At 64.6% G+C, this 17,019-nt stretch carries 13 protein-coding genes and 1 pseudogene; 7 read left to right on the top strand and 7 right to left on the bottom strand.

Annotated elements, in window-relative coordinates; all coding sequences use genetic code 11:
- Nucleotides 1-118 precede the first annotated feature (118 nt).
- From PE067_RS21060 to PE067_RS21040, 5 genes are read right to left on the bottom strand one after another with little or no spacing between them, the layout of a single operon-like run.
- Entirely contained in the window at nucleotides 119-871 is a 753-nt protein-coding gene (locus tag PE067_RS21060) for an ABC transporter ATP-binding protein (protein WP_276191737.1), read from the bottom strand.
- On the bottom strand, nucleotides 872-1,741 hold the full coding sequence (locus PE067_RS21055; protein ID WP_276191735.1) for an ABC transporter ATP-binding protein: 870 nt from the start codon (nucleotides 1,739-1,741) through the stop codon (nucleotides 872-874).
- Nucleotides 1,738-2,652 (bottom strand): nickel transporter permease, encoded by a 915-nt coding sequence (gene nikC, locus PE067_RS21050; protein WP_276191734.1) that lies wholly within the window; start codon nucleotides 2,650-2,652, stop codon nucleotides 1,738-1,740. The genes PE067_RS21055 and nikC overlap by 4 nt, the downstream gene beginning before the upstream one ends.
- Entirely contained in the window at nucleotides 2,652-3,686 is a 1,035-nt protein-coding gene (locus PE067_RS21045; protein WP_276191873.1) for an ABC transporter permease, read from the bottom strand. The genes nikC and PE067_RS21045 overlap by 1 nt, the downstream gene beginning before the upstream one ends.
- Before the next feature lie 35 nt (nucleotides 3,687-3,721).
- Nucleotides 3,722-5,320, bottom strand: a complete 1,599-nt coding sequence (locus tag PE067_RS21040; RefSeq protein ID WP_276191733.1) for an ABC transporter substrate-binding protein — start codon at nucleotides 5,318-5,320, stop codon at nucleotides 3,722-3,724.
- A gap of 319 nt (nucleotides 5,321-5,639) precedes the next feature.
- Here PE067_RS21040 and PE067_RS21035 point away from each other — a divergent pair, with 319 nt between their 5' ends.
- From PE067_RS21035 to PE067_RS21020, 4 genes and pseudogenes are all read left to right on the top strand, one after another.
- Entirely contained in the window at nucleotides 5,640-6,863 is a 1,224-nt protein-coding gene (locus PE067_RS21035) for a glutathionylspermidine synthase family protein (protein WP_276191732.1), read from the top strand.
- A 10-nt stretch (nucleotides 6,864-6,873) separates the two neighbouring features.
- The gene (locus PE067_RS21030; RefSeq protein WP_276191731.1) at nucleotides 6,874-7,518 is read left to right on the top strand and encodes a DUF1190 domain-containing protein; all 645 of its coding nucleotides are present in this window, start codon (nucleotides 6,874-6,876) and stop codon (nucleotides 7,516-7,518) included.
- A gap of 44 nt (nucleotides 7,519-7,562) precedes the next feature.
- Nucleotides 7,563-8,204 (top strand): bifunctional 4-hydroxy-2-oxoglutarate aldolase/2-dehydro-3-deoxy-phosphogluconate aldolase, encoded by a 642-nt coding sequence (gene eda, locus PE067_RS21025; RefSeq protein WP_276191730.1) that lies wholly within the window; start codon nucleotides 7,563-7,565, stop codon nucleotides 8,202-8,204.
- 20 nt (nucleotides 8,205-8,224) lie between these two features.
- A pseudogene (locus PE067_RS21020) lies at nucleotides 8,225-9,440 on the top strand (MFS transporter).
- Nucleotides 9,441-9,473: 33 nt separating this feature from the next.
- Here the strand turns inward: PE067_RS21020 and xseA are convergent.
- On the bottom strand, nucleotides 9,474-11,132 hold the full coding sequence (xseA, locus tag PE067_RS21015) for an exodeoxyribonuclease VII large subunit (protein ID WP_276191729.1): 1,659 nt from the start codon (nucleotides 11,130-11,132) through the stop codon (nucleotides 9,474-9,476).
- 97 nt (nucleotides 11,133-11,229) lie between these two features.
- Between xseA and purD the strand changes: the two genes are divergently transcribed.
- Nucleotides 11,230-12,492 (top strand): phosphoribosylamine--glycine ligase, encoded by a 1,263-nt coding sequence (gene purD / locus PE067_RS21010; RefSeq protein ID WP_276191728.1) that lies wholly within the window; start codon nucleotides 11,230-11,232, stop codon nucleotides 12,490-12,492.
- A 332-nt stretch (nucleotides 12,493-12,824) separates the two neighbouring features.
- On the top strand, nucleotides 12,825-14,387 hold the full coding sequence (locus PE067_RS21005; RefSeq protein WP_276191727.1) for a 2-isopropylmalate synthase: 1,563 nt from the start codon (nucleotides 12,825-12,827) through the stop codon (nucleotides 14,385-14,387).
- A 99-nt stretch (nucleotides 14,388-14,486) separates the two neighbouring features.
- Here PE067_RS21005 and PE067_RS21000 read toward each other — a convergent pair whose 3' ends face one another.
- Complete coding sequence (locus PE067_RS21000) at nucleotides 14,487-15,689, bottom strand: glycosyltransferase (protein WP_276191726.1); 1,203 nt, start codon at nucleotides 15,687-15,689, stop codon at nucleotides 14,487-14,489.
- Nucleotides 15,690-15,982: 293 nt separating this feature from the next.
- On the opposite strand from PE067_RS21000, the gene PE067_RS20995 reads away from it, so the two are divergent.
- Complete coding sequence (locus PE067_RS20995; protein ID WP_276191725.1) at nucleotides 15,983-17,017, top strand: rod shape-determining protein; 1,035 nt, start codon at nucleotides 15,983-15,985, stop codon at nucleotides 17,015-17,017.
- Nucleotides 17,018-17,019 lie beyond the last annotated feature (2 nt).

Here is a 17,019-nt window from a genome sequence, read left to right as displayed (position 1 = left end):
GGGGCGTCAGGACCGATGGCCCGGTTCCATGCCGGTCGCCACGGGTCATCAGGAAATCGCGGCGCCCGCAGACGCAAAGGATCTATTCGCAAAGGATTTTTCGACGGCGCCCCCGGATTCAGGCGCGCTCATATCCGATGCTGGCTCCGATCAGGTCGCTTGTGTAATCCGCCTGCGCCTGATGGGCGCGCAACTGGTCGGCACTCATGATCTCGACCAGTTCGCCGCCACGCATCACCGCCAGCCGGTCGCACATATGTCCGACCACGGCCAGATCATGACTGACCATGACATAGGTCAGCCCGCGTTCGCGGCGCAGATCGGCCAGCAGGTTCAGGATTTCCGCCTGCACCGACACATCCAGCGCCGAGGTCGGTTCGTCCAGCAGCAGCAATTCGGGTTCGGCAGCCAGCGCCCGGGCAATCGCCACGCGCTGACGCTGGCCACCCGACAGTTGATGCGGATAGCGGAAACGGAAACCGCGCCCCAGACCGACCTGTTCCAGCAGGCGGGTGATGCGGCTGTCGATATCGGTCATGCCTTGCAGATGCAGGGTTTCCGACAGCACCCGATCCACCGAATGTCGCGGATGCAGGCTGGCATAGGGGTCCTGAAACACCATCTGGACGCGCTTGTGAAAGGTCCGGTCGCGACGGCTGCCGGTGACGGCTTCGCCCGCGACGCGGATATCGCCCGACCACGTGTCGATCAGCCCGGTGATCGCGCGCAGGATCGTCGATTTCCCCGATCCGCTTTCGCCGACCAGCCCGAAGCTTTCGCCCCGCGCCACATCGAATGACGCGCCCTTGACCGCGACGAGTTGCGCGGGGGGCAGGCCGAACCAGACATCCAGATTGCCGACATGCAGCATTCACAATCCTCCGGGCGGCGGGGGCAGGATTTCGGCCTCGCGCCAACTGTCCTGACGTTGCAGCACGGCCAGCCTTTCGACCCGCTGATCCAAACGCGGCAGGCTGTTCAGCAACCCCTGCGTATAGGGGTGCCGGGCGCGGTGCAGGTCGCGGGCGGCCAGTTCCTCGACGATGCGGCCGGCATACATGATCAGCACGCGGTCGCAGAATTGCGACACCAGATTCAGGTCATGGCTGATAAAGATCAGACCCATGCCCCGGTCGCGGACCAGCCGGTCCATGATATGCAGAACCTCGGTCCGGACCGAGACATCCAGCGCACTGGTCGGTTCGTCCGCGATCAGCACCTCGGGGTCAGGGGCCAGCATCATCGCGATCATGATGCGCTGGCCCATTCCGCCGGACACCTCATGCGGATAGGCGTCAAACACCCGTTCGGGGTCGCGGATCTGGACGGCGGCCAGCATCTCCAGCGCCTTTTGGCGGGCCTCGGCGCGGCTGGCGCGGTTGTGCTGGCGCCAGGCCTCGATGATCTGGCGCCCGACCGTCATCACCGGGTTCAGGCTGAATTTCGGGTCCTGCATGACCATGCTGATCCGCCCGCCCCGGATGCGGCGCATCCGGCGTTCGGGCAGGTTCAGCAGGTTGTCGCCATCCAGTTCCAGCCGGTCGGCGGTGACCTGACCGGGCGGGCGCACCAGCCCCAGAATGGCGCGGCCGGTCATCGACTTGCCCGAACCGGATTCGCCGACCACCCCCAGCCTTTCGCGGCCAAGGTCGAAACTGACGCCGCGCACGGCCTCGAACCGGCCGGAACGTGTGGGAAAGCTGACGCGCAGGTTGCGCACGGAAATCAGGTGATCGCTCATTCGCTGCCCCTTTTCGGGTCCAGCACATCGCGCAAGCCATCGCCCAACAGGTTGAAGGCCAGACTGACGATAAAGATCGCAAGGCCGGGCATGGCCGCGACCCACCAGAAATCAAGGATATAGGTGCGCCCGTCCGAAATCATCGCGCCCCATTCGGCCAGGGGCGGCTGCGCGCCCAGACCCAGAAAGCCCAGACCCGCCGCCGACAGGATGATCCCCGCCATGTCCAGCGCCACCCGCACGATCATCGACGAAATGCACAAGGGCCAGATATGCCCGATCAGCAATCGCCAGCGGCTCGCGCCCTGCAGCCGCGCGGCGGCGATGAAATCGGCCTTGCGGATGGTCAGGGTTTCGGCCCGCGCCAGCCGCGCATAGGGCGGCCATGATGTGATCGCCAGCGCCAGAACGGCATTGCCGATCCCGGGGCCAAGCGCCGCGACAAAGGCCACGGCCAGAATCAGTTTCGGAAAGGCCAGAAAGATATCGGTCAGCCGCATCAGGATATTGTCGACCCAGCCCCCGGCAAAGCCCGCGACGGTGCCGACGAACAGCCCGATGACCGGCGCGACCAGCGCCACGGTGCCGACGATGAACAGCGTCGTGCGCGACCCCCAGATGATCCGCGACAGGATATCGCGGCCAAGCGAATCGGTCCCCAGCCAATGCTCGGCCGAGGGCGGCATCAGCCGGTTGGCAAGGTTCTGGGCATAGGGGTTTTGCGGCGACAGCCATGGCGCGAATGCCGCCGTCACCAGCAAAAGGATCAGGATCACCAGCCCCAGCATCGCCAGCCTGTTGCGGCTGAAGATCCGCCAGCCCTGATAGATCGCGCCCAGTTTCGCCTGACGCCGGGTTTCAGGCGCATCGGACAAAAGCCAGTCGCGCCAGTTGGTTGCAGTCTGGTTCATCAGCGCGCCCTTGGGTCCAGCACCCGATACAGCATGTCGCTGATAAGGTTCAGCCCGACGAAACAGGCCCCGATCAGCAGCGTGCCGCCCAGCACGGCGTTCATGTCACCGGCCAGCATGGCCTTGGTGATATACTGGCCGATGCCGGGCCATGAAAAGATGATTTCTGTCAGCACCGACCCTTCCAGCAGCGAGGCAAAGCTCAGCGCGATCACGGTGATCAGCGGGACAGAGATGTTGCGGAAGGCATGGCCCCAGATCACGCGGGTTTCCGACAGGCCCTTGACCCGCGCGGTGGTGACATATTCGGCAGAGAGCTGTTCCAGCATGAAGCTGCGCGTCATCCGGCTGATATAGGCCAGGCTGAAATAGCCCAGCAGGCTGGCGGGCAGGACGATATGGGAAAAGGCGTCGCGGAACGCCCCCCAATCGCCCGCGATCAGGCTGTCCAGCAGGATCATCCCGGTCACATCCGGCACCATCCCGTCATAGATGATGCCCTGTCGTCCCGGCCCGCCGACCCAGCCCAGCATCCCGTAAAAGACCAAAAGCCCCATCAGCCCCAGCCAGAAGATCGGCATGGAATACCCGACCAGCGCCACGACGCGCGCGACCTGATCGACCCATGATCCGCGCCGCGCCGCCGCGATCACGCCCAAAGGCACGCCCACCAGAACCCCGATCAGCGTGCCAAGCGTGGCCAGTTCGATGGTCGCGGGGAACACCCGCTTCAGATCCTGCGCGACGGGATGGCCGGTCGAAATCGACCGCCCCAGATCGCCGCGCAACACATCGCCGACATAGATCGCGAATTGTTCCCAAAGCGGCTTGTCCAGCCCCATGGCGATCCGCGCCGCCTCATACTGGGCCTGTGTCGCGCGTTCGCCCACGACCTTCATCACCGGGTCGATCGGCATGATCCGCCCGATGACAAAGGTCACGACCAAAAGACCGAACAGGGTCAGCGCCAGCGACAGGACCAGCCCGCCGATGCCGCGCAGCCGCCTGCCCCAGGGGCCATGCCCCGCCGCCATTGCCGCCGGGGCGGGCCTGCCGATGCCGCTGTCGCTCAATTATTCGCCCTTCGTGACCTGTTTGTAGAAGGCCGAGGCCACCGACCCGCCCGAGGACCAGTTCTGCACATTCTTTGCGCCCCCACCTGTTCAACGCGCTGGAACAGCGGAATGATCGGCGCGATCTCGCGATACTGGGCCTGAATGTCCAGATACATCTGGTTGCGGGTTTCGGTGTCGTTTTCAATCACCGCAGCCGCGACCTTCTGGGCCAGATCGTCCGGCACCGCCCAGGCATTGCGCCATGCCAGTTGCGAATTCTTTGCCTCATCCGCATTGTCCGGGTTGACCGCAAAGGTCGAGACGTTGGTGTTCGGATCGGCGTAATCCGGACCCCATTCGCCGATATAGATCGGCACCTGACGCGCGCGATAGGCGTCCAGCGATTGCGCGCCGGTCAGTTGCTGAAGTTCCAGCGTCAGCCCGACCTGCGCGAAAGACCCCTGCAGGGTCTGCGCGACATCGACATATTCGCGCAGATCGCGCACCGTCGTCTTGATCGTGCCGCTGGTGATCCCGGCATCGGTCAGGATCTGGCGCGCCTTTTCGACATCATAGCTCCAGGGGTTTTCGCTGGTCGAACCCAGATAGCCCGCCGGGATGATATTCTGGTGCGTGACAAAGATGCCTTTCAGGAAACTGTCGGTAATTCCCTGATAATCCACCAGATACTTGATCGCCTCGACGACCTCGGGGCGTTGCAGCAGCGGGTCTTTCTGGTTCAGGCCCAGATAGAGGATACGGCCGCGCGGCTCGGTCACGATCTTCAGATTGTCATTCGCGGCGACACCATCGACATCGGTGGGCGTCAGGCTGCGGGCGATGTCGATATCGCCCTGTTCCAGCAGCAGGCGCTGCGCGCTGCTTTCCTGCACATTGCGCACGATCACCCGTTTCATCGCGGGGGCGCCGCCCCAATAACTCTCATTGGCCTGCAACTGGACCTGTTCGTTCGGGCGCCATGCGGCCAGCGTATAGGGGCCGGAACCCGCGCTGTTCGTCGACAGCCAGGCATTCCCGAAATCCTCGCCCTCGGCATGAGACTGGACCAGTTCCTTGTCGACGATCCCGCCGACGTTCGAGGCCAGGCAGTTCAGCACAAAGGACAGCGCATAGGGCTGATCCAGTTGCAAGATCACCTTGTCGCCATCCGCGCGGATCATCTGGTCGACGTTTTCGGCGGTGAAACCGAATTGCGTCAGGATAAAGGCCGGGGACAGGTTCAGCTTGACCGCGCGTTGCAGCGACCATGCGGCATCCTCGGCCCGGACGGGATTGCCGGACTGGAAAGTGCCCCCCTCGCGCATGGTCAGGGTGACGGTCATGCCGTCCTCGCTGACCTCCCATGCGGTGGCAAGGCTGGGTTGGATGCCCGCGTCAAGATTGGTGGGGTCGAAATCGACCAGCCGGTCATACAGGTTGTTGCCGACATCATTGCCAGAAAATTCAAAGCTTTGCGCTGGATCAAGGCTGATGATGTCGTCGATCTGATGGGCGACGACAAGCATATCGGCAGGCGTCTCGGCCATTGCCGCCGGCGCAAAGGCCAGCGCAGATGCCAAAAGAACGGCCCGCATCGAAAAGCTGTTGGTCATGTCCGAATTTCCCTGTTTCTCCGCACGCTCATCGGCGGTTCATCCCCGCAGCATGAACCCGCCTTGCGCGCCCGACAAGTCCCCATTCCGCGACGGAACGGCCCGGCACCCAAAAACGGGCGGCAAAGGCGACATCATGCACGGAACACCTGTCCCTGCAAGCCGCCCATAAAAACTACACATAGAAACATTGCGTTGCTTTTGAAACATCATGCAAACTGTCAACATCGCGCCCTGCATATCCCGCCCCTGACATGTCGTGCAGCCTTGCATCCCGGCGCCGCACTTGTCATCTGGAACAAAACCGAAGGGAGCGCCCATGCAGAAGATCGACCTGCCCGAACGCCCTGAATGGCGCATTCGCGCCAAGGATGTGGGCTTTACCTTCGCCGACATGAATGGCGAGCCCTATTGGGATGAAACCAGCGCCTATGCCCTGACGCTGGACCAGATCGAGCAGGATATCGAAATCCCCTCGAACGAATTGCATCAGATGTGCCGCGAGGCGGTCGCCCATATCACCGGCTCGGAAGAGCTGATGACCCGGCTGGATATCCCCCGCGCGCAATGGGATTTCGTGGCGCGGTCATGGACCGGGGGCGAGCCGGAACTCTATGGCCGCTTCGATCTGGCATATAACGGAGAAAGCCCGGCCAAGCTGCTGGAATATAATGCAGATACGCCGACATCCCTGTATGAATCCGCCTCGTTCCAATGGCTGTGGCTGGAAGATCAGCAAGGGCTTGGCGCGCTGCCCGGCGACAGCGACCAGTTCAACCGCATCCATGAGGCACTGGTCGAGCGTTTCGGCGAAATCCTTGACCCGCAGACCGAGATCCATTTCACCGCCGACAAGGACAACCCCGAGGATTTCGCCACCGTCGAAACCTTGGCATGGGCCGCGCGCGAGGCCGGCATGGGCGCCCATTTCACCGATCTGTCGGGCATCGGCCTGTCGGATCAGGGCCATTTCACCGACGATCAGGACCGCGTCATCGGCACGCTGTTCAAGCTGTATCCGTGGGAAGACATGCTGCGCGACGATTTCGCCCGGCACCTCGACGCTTCACAAACCCGGTTCCTTGAACCGGCGTGGAAGGCGATCCTGTCGAACAAGGGGCTGCTGCCGGTCCTGTGGCAGATGTTCCCCGGTCACCCGAACCTGCTGCCCGCCTTTTTCGCCGCCGATGTCGCCGATGCGCTGACCGGCGGCACCCCTGCGCCCCGGATCGCCCAAGCCTTTGCCGCCGCCGCGGATCAGTTGCGGCACGGCCATGTCACCAAGCCGATCTTTTCGCGCGAAGGCGCTGGCGTCGCCATCCACGAATCCGGCCGCGTGACCGAAGAAACCGGCGATGACAGCTATTCGCACCATCCGATGATCGTGCAGGCGCTGGCCCGCCTGCCGGAATTCGGCGGCTTTCATCCCGTGATGGGCGCATGGGTCGTCGGGCAGGATTGCGTCGGTCTGGGCATCCGCGAGGATCGCGCCCGCATCACCCATAACCTTTCGCGCTTCAAACCCCATTTCATCCAAGGATAACAGGCAGATCATGGCCACACGCAAACGCTCCCGTCACGTCGCGCTGGTTCTGGCCGGTTCCGCAGTCATGGCCCTTGCCGCCTGCGAAGACGACCGCGTCGATGCGCAATCCTTTCCCGATCTGGCAAGCTGCGTTGCCGCCGCGCAGGAAAACAGCCTGTGGTTCACCGAGGCGGACTGCCGCAGCAATTTCGCCAATGCCGCGCAGGAATATCTGGAAACCGCGCCGCGTTACGAATCCAAAGAGCTTTGCGAACAGGAACATGGCGTGGGCAAATGCGAAGGCGACCCGACGCAGACCGCGCAGAATTCCGGCGGCGGCTTTTCCTTCATGCCGATGCTGATGGGGTTCATGCTGGGCTCGATGATGTCGCGGGGCGGCGGGGTCTTTTCGCAGCCGATGGTGCAGACGGCGGATGGCCGCTATTCGACGCCCAAGGGCGACCAGAGCTTTGCCTCGAACCGGGGGCGGGCAAGGTTCCGGCCCAGACCTTCACCCGCGGCCCGACCACGATGGGGCAAGCGCCGCTCAGCCGCGCAGCCGTGGCGCAGCGCGGCGGTTTCGGCCAGTCGGCGACGGCGCGCTCGGGTTCGGGCAGCCGCAGTCTGGGGGGCTGACAGGATGCGTCCGACGGGGTTGCAATGCCCCGTATAAAGGCGCAGTTTCGCCACGAATTCATTCCAGACAGAGGGAACAGCATGACTCCTGACCTTCAATCCGAACGGATGCAGGAAATCTGTTCCCTTGCCCCCGTGGTGCCGGTTCTGGTCATCCCCGATGGCGCGGATGCCGTGGCGCTGGCCCGCGCGCTGGTCGACGGCGGCCTGCCCGTGCTGGAGGTAACCCTGCGCACCGCTGGCGCGCTGGATGCGATCACGCGCATGGCGCAGGTTCCCGGCGCGGTCGTCGGCGCGGGCACCGTCCTGACCCCCGAAGATGTCTGGAAAGCGAAAGAGGCGGGCGCCACCTTCGCCGTCTCGCCCGGCGCCACCGGCCAGTTGATCAGCGCCTGCATCGACGAAGCCCTGCCCCTGCTGCCCGGCGCCGCCACCGCGTCCGAGGTGATGCGCGCCGCTGACGCCGGTTTCGACATGCTGAAATTCTTTCCCGCCGAACCCGCGGGCGGCGTCAGATACCTGAAATCCCTCGGCGGCCCCCTGCCCCATGTCGGTTTCTGCCCGACCGGCGGCATCACCGTCGAAAAGGCGCCCGAATATCTGTCGCAGCCAAATATCCTGTGCGTCGGCGGCAGCTGGATCGCACCGGAATCCGATATCCTGGCGGGCAACTGGGCCGCCATCACCGAACGGGCCCGCGCCGCCAAGGCATTGCGCGCCTGAGCCCATTTCCCGGAGCCGACATGGATCAGGACATCGCGCGGAACATGAGCCGCGCCCGCCGCAACGTCATGGTTCTGGCGGTTGCGCAGGGGCTTTTGGGTATCCAGATGCCGGTGAATTTCATCGTCGGCGGGCTGATCGGCCAGATGCTGGCGCCCAATCCCTGCATCGCCACCCCTGCTCCTGTCGACCTTCATTCTGGGATCGGCGCTGAGCGCGCGGCCGCTGGCCGGGTTCATGCAGCGGCATGGCCGGCGGGCCGGGTTCCTGCTGGCGGTCGGGTTCGCGGCGCTTGGCGCGGCGGTGTCCTTTGCCGGGCTGTGGTTCGGGTCGTTCTGGCTGTTCACCTGCGGCACGCTGCTGACCGGCGTCTATATGGCGGCGCAGGGGTTCTACCGCTTTGCCGCGACCGATACCGCGCCGCTCGAATTTCAGGGCAAGGCGATTTCCTATGTGCTGGCGGCCGGGCTGTTTTCGGCGCTGGCCGGGTCCTGGGTCGTGCGCCACACGGCCGAGGCCGTGACCGTGCCCTTCATGGCGACCTATGCGACGCTGTTGCTGATCAACCTTGCCGGGCCGGTCATCTTCGCCTTTCTGGACATCCCGAAACCCCGCGCCGCCAGCCCCGACGCCCCGCAGGGCCGCCCCCTGCGCGAGCTTCTGCGGGTGCCGGAAATCATCGTCGCGGTGATCTGCGGCACCATCGCCTATGCGCTGATGAACCTTGTCATGACCTCGACCCCGCTGGCCGTGGTCGGATGCGGTTTCGCGACGGCGGATGCGGCGAATATCGTCAGCGCCCATGTCATCGCGATGTTCCTGCCCTCGTTCTTTACCGGCCATCTGATCGCGCGCTTTGGGGCGCCCCGGATCATGCTGACGGGAATCGTGATCCTGATGCTGGCGGGCATGGTCGCGTTGTCGGGGGTGCAACTGACGCATTTCTATGGCGCGCTGATCCTGCTGGGGCTGGGCTGGAATTTCGGCTATATCGGTGCCACCGCCTTCCTGACCCAGCATCACCGCCCCGAGGAACGCGCCCGCGTTCAGGGCATGAACGACGCCATCGTCTTTGGCGGGGTGTTTCTGGCCTCGCTGTCGTCGGGCGGGCTGATGAACTGCATGGGCGGCGACGTTCAATCCGGCTGGAACGCCGTCAATCTGGCGATGGTGCCGTTTCTGGTGCTGGCAGGGGCGACGCTGATCTGGCTGAAACTGCGGGTCAAAGCCGAGTAGGCAGGCCCGGGCAGGCAGTTCCGGGCAAACGGCCTAGAACAGCGTCTGCTGCCCGTCGCTTCCGGGGGTGTCATCGGATTTCGGGCCTGCGCCCTTGCGCGCACGCGGCCGGACCGGTTTCGCATCGGCTGGCGGCACGGGCGGGCTGCCGGCCGGGCCGGCACCCGTATCAGGGCCCGTATCGGGACGAACCGGCAGACGGCCGTTGTTCTGGAATTCGATCACCAGACGGGGCTGGGTGCGCGCCGCCTCGACCGTCGTGATGACCTCGTCCCCCGCGCCCCTGACCACGGCAAAGCCGCGTTTCAGCGTTTCCGCATAGCCAAGCGTCTGGCGCAGGCGGTCCAGCCGCTCCAGCCTTTCGCGCCGGGGCGCGACAAGGCGGCTGCCCGCGACCTGCAGCCGCTCGGCCAGCTTGTGCACGCCGTCGCGCTGGTCGCGGATGCGGCGGGTGCTGTCGGCAAGGGCGCGGGTCCTTTCGCGTTCAAGCCGCTGCGACAGGGTTTTCAGCCGGTCGCGATCCTGCCGGGCACGGCTGCGCTGCGCACTGTCCAGCCGCTGCGCGGCGCCGCTCAGCGCGATCCGCTTTTTCCCGGTGTTACCACGCAGGGCCGACAGCGACAGCGGCAAGCTGTTCAGCCGGTCGCGCGAACGCCGGACAAAGCCGCGCAACCCCGGCTCCAGCCGCATCGCGAACAGATCAAAGCGTTGCCGCGCCGGATCGGTCAGCGCCTGCGGACGGCCAAGCGCGCGGCCCAGATCGCTCAGCCGCTGGCGCTGGCGGGTGATGCGGTTCTGTTCCCCGCGCATCAACCGCAGCCCGATTTCGGCCAGCCGCGCGGCCAGATCCGCACGCACCGGCACGGCCATTTCAGCGGCGGCGGTCGGTGTCGGCGCGCGGCGGTCCGATGCAAAGTCGATCAGGGTCGTATCGGTTTCATGCCCCACGGCGGAAATCAGCGGGATGGCGCTGTCGGCGGCGGCGCGGACCACGATTTCCTCGTTGAAGCCCCACAGGTCTTCCAGACTGCCGCCGCCCCGCGCGACGATCAGCAGGTCCGGGCGCGGGATCGGCCCATCCGGCGCCAGCGCGTTGAAGCCGCGAATCGCATTGGCCACCTGCGGCGCGCAATCGTTGCCCTGCACGGCCACCGGCCAGATCAGCACGCGGGTCGGAAAACGGTCGCGCAGCCGGTGCAGGATGTCGCGGATCACCGCCCCCGAGGGCGAGGTCACGACCCCGATCACGCGCGGAAGATAAGGTAGCGGGCGTTTGCGGGCTTCGTCGAAAAGCCCCTCGGCCGCCAGCGCCTTGCGGCGTTTTTCCAGCATGACCATCAGCGCGCCCGCGCCCGCAGGCTCGATCTGATCGACGATCATCTGGTATTTCGACTGGCCGGGGAAGGTCGTCAGACGGCCCGTGGCAATGACCTCGATCCCTTCCTCGGGGCGGGTCTGCAACCGGGCCGCCTGCCCTTTCCAGGTGACGGCGGCCAGCACGGAACGGTCGTCCTTCAGGTCGAAATACAGGTGCCCTGACGACGGGCGCGAGACCCGCCCCACCTCGCCGCGCACGCGGACGCGGCCGAACTGGTCCTCGATCGAGCGCTTCACCGCCCCCGAGATTTCGGAAACGGTGAATTCATGGGCGTTGCCGCCCGGCTGGTCGCCGCCATCGTCCAGTAGATCCATCAGCCCGTCGCCGTCCCGTCCGTGCCGCCGCAAGGCGGTCTTGTTCCCGTTGGGGTCGCAGACTAGAAGGCGGGCAGCACATTGGGAAGGGCTGCGCATGAATATCCTGATCCTCGGCAGCGGTGGCCGCGAACACGCCTTGGCATGGGCGATCCGCCAGAACCCGAAATGCGACCGGCTGTTCGTCGCACCGGGCAATGCCGGGATCGAGGGCGTGGCGCGCTGCGTCGCGCTGGACATCCTGTCCGGCCCCGATGTCATCGCATTCTGCGAGGAAACCGCCGTCGATCTGGTCGTGATCGGCCCCGAGGCGCCTTTGGCCGCAGGCGTGGCCGATGCGCTGCGCGCGGCGGGCATTCTGGTCTTTGGCCCTTCGGCCGCCGCGGCCCAGCTGGAGGCATCCAAGGCCTTTACCAAGCAGATCTGCGACGCCTGCGGCGCGCCGACCGCCGCATGGGCGCGGTTCGATCAGGCCGGTCCCGCGCGCGATTACATCCGCGAAAAGGGTGCGCCCATCGTCATCAAGGCCGATGGTCTGGCCGCAGGCAAGGGCGTCACCGTCGCCATGACCGAGGCCGAGGCGATTGCCGCCGTCGATGACGCCTTTGGCGGCGCCTTCGGCGAGGCCGGGGCCGAGGTCGTGATCGAGGAATTCATGGCGGGCGAAGAGGCCAGCTTCTTCATCCTGTCCGACGGCGTGGACTGCCTGCCCATCGGCACCGCGCAGGACCACAAGCGCGTGGGCGACGGCGACACCGGCCCGAACACCGGCGGCATGGGCGCCTATTCGCCCGCGCCGGTGCTGACGCAGGCGCTGCAGGATCAGGTGATGGACCGCATCGTGCGCCCGACCATCGCCGAAATGGCCCGGCGCGGCATGCCGTTTCAGGGGGTTCTGTATGCGGGCCTGATGATCCGGGACGGTCAGGCGCGGCTGGTCGAATACAATGTGCGTTTCGGCGACCCGGAATGTCAGGTGCTGATGATGCGGCTTGGCGCGCAGGCGCTGGACCTGATCCTTGCCTGTGCCGAAGGGCGCCTGTCGGATGTGCAGGTCAACTGGGCCGACGACCATGCGCTGACCGTGGTTCTGGCCGCCGACGGCTATCCCGGCACCTATATGAAGGGGTCGGCCATTAAGGGGCTGGACGGCCTGCCAGATGACAGTTCGGAAGCGGTTTTCCATGCCGGGACGGCGTTGCGGGATGGGCAGGTCGTGGCCGTGGGCGGTCGGGTTCTGGCCGCGACCGGGCGCGGCGCCAGCCTGCGCGAGGCGCGGGACCGGGCCTATGCCCTGGTCGGGCGCATCGACTGGCCGCAGGGGTTTTGCCGCAAGGATATTGGCTGGCGCGCGCTGTAATCGCGGATTGCCCCGTCTTTTCGGGTATTTGGATGATGAAGAAAGCCGGGGCGCCGCGCGAATTTCGGGAAAATGCGCGTGGCGGCAAATCGGGGCTTTTCAATGCGGGCGGCGCGACATTATAGTTGCCGCCATGACACGGACACGACATATTCTGGCGGCCCCAATCCAGACGGCCCGGAACGCGCAGATCGGCGCGCGTTTTGCCGTGAGCCCCCGTGGTCTGCTGCTTCTTACGCTGCGCTGAGCGGCCTGTCCGGGCCACCGCTCAGCAAGGTTGTGCCCGGAGCTTTACCTTTTCCAAAGAATTCCAGCGTAAGTGAGACAGCAAGATGTCCGACAAGAACCGCGTATTGATTTTTGACACCACCCTGCGTGACGGCGAGCAATCGCCCGGCGCGACCATGACCCATGCCGAAAAGCTGGAAATCGCCGGCATGCTGGATGAGATGGGCGTCGATATCATCGAGGCCGGTTTCCCCATCGCATCCGAGGGGGATTTCGCCGCCGTATCCGAGATTGCGCGTCAGGCGAAGAACTCGGTCATCTGCGGGTTGGCGCGGGCGCAACTGCCCGATATCGACCGTTGCTGGGAGGCGGTGAAACATGCGAAGCGGCCGCGGATCCATACGTTCATCGGGACCTCGCCGCTGCACCGGGCGATTCTGAACCTGACCATGGATCAGATGGCCGAACGGGTCGAACAGACCGTCAGCCATGCCCGCAACCTGTGCGATAATGTCCAGTGGTCGCCCATGGATGCGACGCGAACCGAACATGATTACCTGTGCCGCGTCGTCGAAATCGCGATCAAGGCCGGGGCGACGACGATCAACATTCCCGATACCGTCGGCTATACGGCGCCGCGCGAATCCGCCGCGCTGATCGCCATGTTGCTGGAGCGGGTGCCCGGCGCGGATGAGGTGATCTTTGCCACCCATTGCCACAATGACCTGGGGATGGCGACGGCGAACTCTCTGGCGGCGGTCGAGGCCGGGGCGCGTCAGATCGAATGCACGATCAACGGTCTGGGCGAGCGTGCGGGCAATACCGCGCTGGAAGAGGTCGTGATGGCGATGAAGGTGCGCCATGACATCATGCCCTTTGACACCGGCATCGACACGACCAAGATCATGGGCCTGTCGCGTCGGGTTGCGCAGGTTTCGGGTTTTCCGGTCCAGTTCAACAAGGCCATCGTCGGCAAGAACGCATTCCTGCATGAATCGGGCATCCATCAGGATGGCGTGCTGAAGAATGTCGAGACCTTTGAAATCATGCGTCCCGCCGATATCGGCCTGAACGAGGCCAATATCGCCATGGGCAAGCATTCGGGCCGCGCCGCGCTGCGCGCCAAGCTGGCCGATCTGGGTTATGAGGTCGGGGACAACCAGTTGAAGGACGTCTTTGTCCGCTTCAAGTCCTTGGCAGACCGCAAGAAAGAGGTCTATGACGAGGATCTGGTCGCGCTGATGCAGGACAGCAGCGCCAACACCGGCGACGACCACCTGCAGGTCAAGCATCTGCGCGTCATCTGCGGATCTGACGGGCAGTCGGCGGATCTGACGATGATCGTCGAAGGCGTCGAAAAGACGGTTCATGCGACCGGCGACGGGCCGGTCGATGCCTGTTTCAACGCGGTCAGGCAGATCTTTCCGCATGATGCGCGGCTGCAGCTGTATCAGGTCCATGCCGTGACCGAGGGCACGGATGCGCAGGCCACCGTCAGCGTCCGGCTGGAGGAGGACGGCCGCATCGTCAATGGTCAGGCCGCTGATACCGACACGATTCTGGCCAGCGTCAAGGCCTATGTCGGCGCGCTGAACCATCTGATCCTGCGCCGCGCCCGGACGGGACGCGATGCGGATACCAAGGAAATCACGATGTATTCCCATTAAGGGAAAGGCCGGCCCGGGTGGCCGGCCTTTTTCATTCCGCCTGTCCGGCGCCGCCATGTTCATCCGGCGGCGCTTTTACTGTCGGGGTGCGGTGCCCGCCTATTCAGACGGTTGCGGTCTTTTACGCGCGGTTTTTTCACCCTCGGGCTTTTTGTCGCGCCCCTGATTTCCGGGCTGGTGCTGATTGCGATTGCGACCGCGAGGCTTGTCTTTCTGCGCGTTTTTCGGGGCCTGGCTCTCATCGCCGTGGCTGTCGGTGCTTCGGCCCTGTTCCGTGTCGCGGTTGCGGTTCTTCTGCGCCTTGTGGCCCTGTTCCTGCCCTATGTTCCGCGTTTTCCCGGGATCCTTGCCCGGCGCGGTGTCGCTGTCCGGCATCTCGGCGATGATGGCATCGGCGGCCGGGGCTGTCACCTTGATGGCTCGAACTGCAGGGGTCGGCCGTTCAGGCGGCGTAATCATGTCTTCGGGCGCTTTCCTGCGACGCAGAATGTCGAAATCGACCCCTTCGAGGAAAGGGAAATGGGCGGCAAGGTGGCGCTGGAACAAGCCTTCGTCGATCAGTTTCACATGGGCGGGCAGACGGTTGAAATTCAGCGGCATGGAATCCGATTCCCATTTCAGGATCAGCGCCGCGTAATGTTCGTGGTCGACGAAATGGGTGAACTGTTCGCGCAGGCCGAAATGGCCATAGCGGAAGATGCTGAGCCCCGGCTGTTTCAGCTTGATCGCCAGCCCCGCCCCCCAGAATGCCTGTCGGAATTCCAGAAAGCGCGTGGGCTGGTTGTCGTAAAGCGCGATATTGATGCCCCGCGCGGCGGTGATGACACATTCGTCGATCCCTTCCATCCGGGCCATGTTGCGGCGCAGGCGCAGCATGAATTCGGCGTCGATCGCATCGTCGTCATCCAGCCGGAACTGCCACAGATTGCCGTCCGACAGGTCGTAAAGTTCCCTGAGCGGCTGTTCCAGCGCCTCGGCCAGCATCGGGGCATCCGACCACAGGATCTGGATCTGGTCATGGGGATCGCACAGCGCATGCAGCCTTTTGCGCCAGTGTTCGGGCATCAGGGGCGAGCTGACCAGCAGAAAGATGAAACGCGGGTCGCGCTGTTCCAGTATCGAGGGCAGACAGATCGTCTCGAAGGCCAGAAAGCGGGCGGTCAGCCGTTCTTCGTCGAACAGTCTAGTGGCGATTTCGGCCAGGCGCGCTTCATCGGTGCTTTTGTTGCGCCTGAATTCCACCCAATCGCTGCGGCCAAGATAGGAAAAGCGGCAGATGCCGACGATGATTTCTGCGGGCATGTCGCGTAGCTCACCTGATTTGAGATATGGGCTGGCCAAGTAATCGGCGCCGCGACGGGGCCAAGTCAATCCCGCCCCGCCGGGGCTGATCGGGAACCGGCGGCTTCATGCTGCAATGCGGCGGGTGGTCACCTCTTTTCGCCCGAAGCGGCAGGCCACGCGAAAATGAGGGTTTCCGACGCGACCGGCCCGTCCTATATGGGCGCATTGTGCGCGGCTTGGCGATTCCGCCAGTCGCGTGCTGGGGCGTAATCGGCAGGCCGGATCAACCGGCGCGAAAGGAATTTGGCGACATGGCATTCGGCGGATGGTTTTCGACCGATATCGCAATTGATCTGGGGACCGCGAACACGCTGGTCTATGTCAAGGGCAAGGGCATCATCCTGAACGAACCCTCGGTGGTGGCCTTTCACGTCAAGGACGGCAAGAAACAGGTGCTGGCCGTGGGCGAGGATGCCAAGCTGATGCTGGGCCGCACGCCGGGCAGCATCGAGGCGATCCGCCCGATGCGCGAAGGCGTCATTGCCGATTTCGACAGCGCCGAGGAAATGATCAAGCATTTCATCAAGAAGGTCTTCAAGCGCACGACCTTTTCCAAGCCCAAGGTCATCGTCTGCGTGCCGCATGGCGCAACCCCCGTCGAAAAACGCGCGATCCGTCAATCGGTCATCACCGCAGGCGCGCGCAAGGCCGGGCTGATCGCCGAACCGATTGCGGCGGCCATCGGCGCGGGCATGCCGATCACCGATCCGACCGGCTCGATGGTGGTCGATATCGGCGGCGGCACGACCGAGGTCGCGGTGCTGTCGCTTGGTGATGTGGTTTATGCGCGCTCGGTCCGTATCGGCGGCGACCGCATGGATGATGCGATCATCAACTATCTGCGCCGCAGCCATAACCTGCTGATCGGCAGATCGACGGCCGAGCGTGTGAAAACCCAGATCGGCACCGCCCGCATGCCCGACGACGGGCGCGGCGCCGCGATCATGGTGCGCGGCCGCGATCTGCTGAACGGCATCCCCAAGGAAATGGAAATCACTCAGGCCATGGTCGCCGAGGCGCTGGCCGAACCCGTCCAGCAGATCTGCGAGGCCGTCATGGTCGCGCTGGAAGCGACGCCCCCGGATCTCGCCGCCGATATCGTGGATCGCGGCGTCATGCTGACCGGCGGCGGTGCGATGCTGGGCGAACTGGATCTGGCGCTGCGCGAGCAGACTGGCCTTATGATCAGCCTGGCGGATCAGCCGATGAACTGCGTGGCGCTTGGCACCGGCAAGGCGCTGGAGTTCGAAAGGCAGTTGCGCCACGTCATCGACTACGACAGCTAAGG

The sequence above is a fragment of the Paracoccus sp. DMF-8 genome (genome assembly GCF_029309835.1).
Lineage (GTDB): Bacteria > Pseudomonadota > Alphaproteobacteria > Rhodobacterales > Rhodobacteraceae > Paracoccus.
This window is presented reverse-complemented; position numbering and strand designations above follow the sequence as displayed.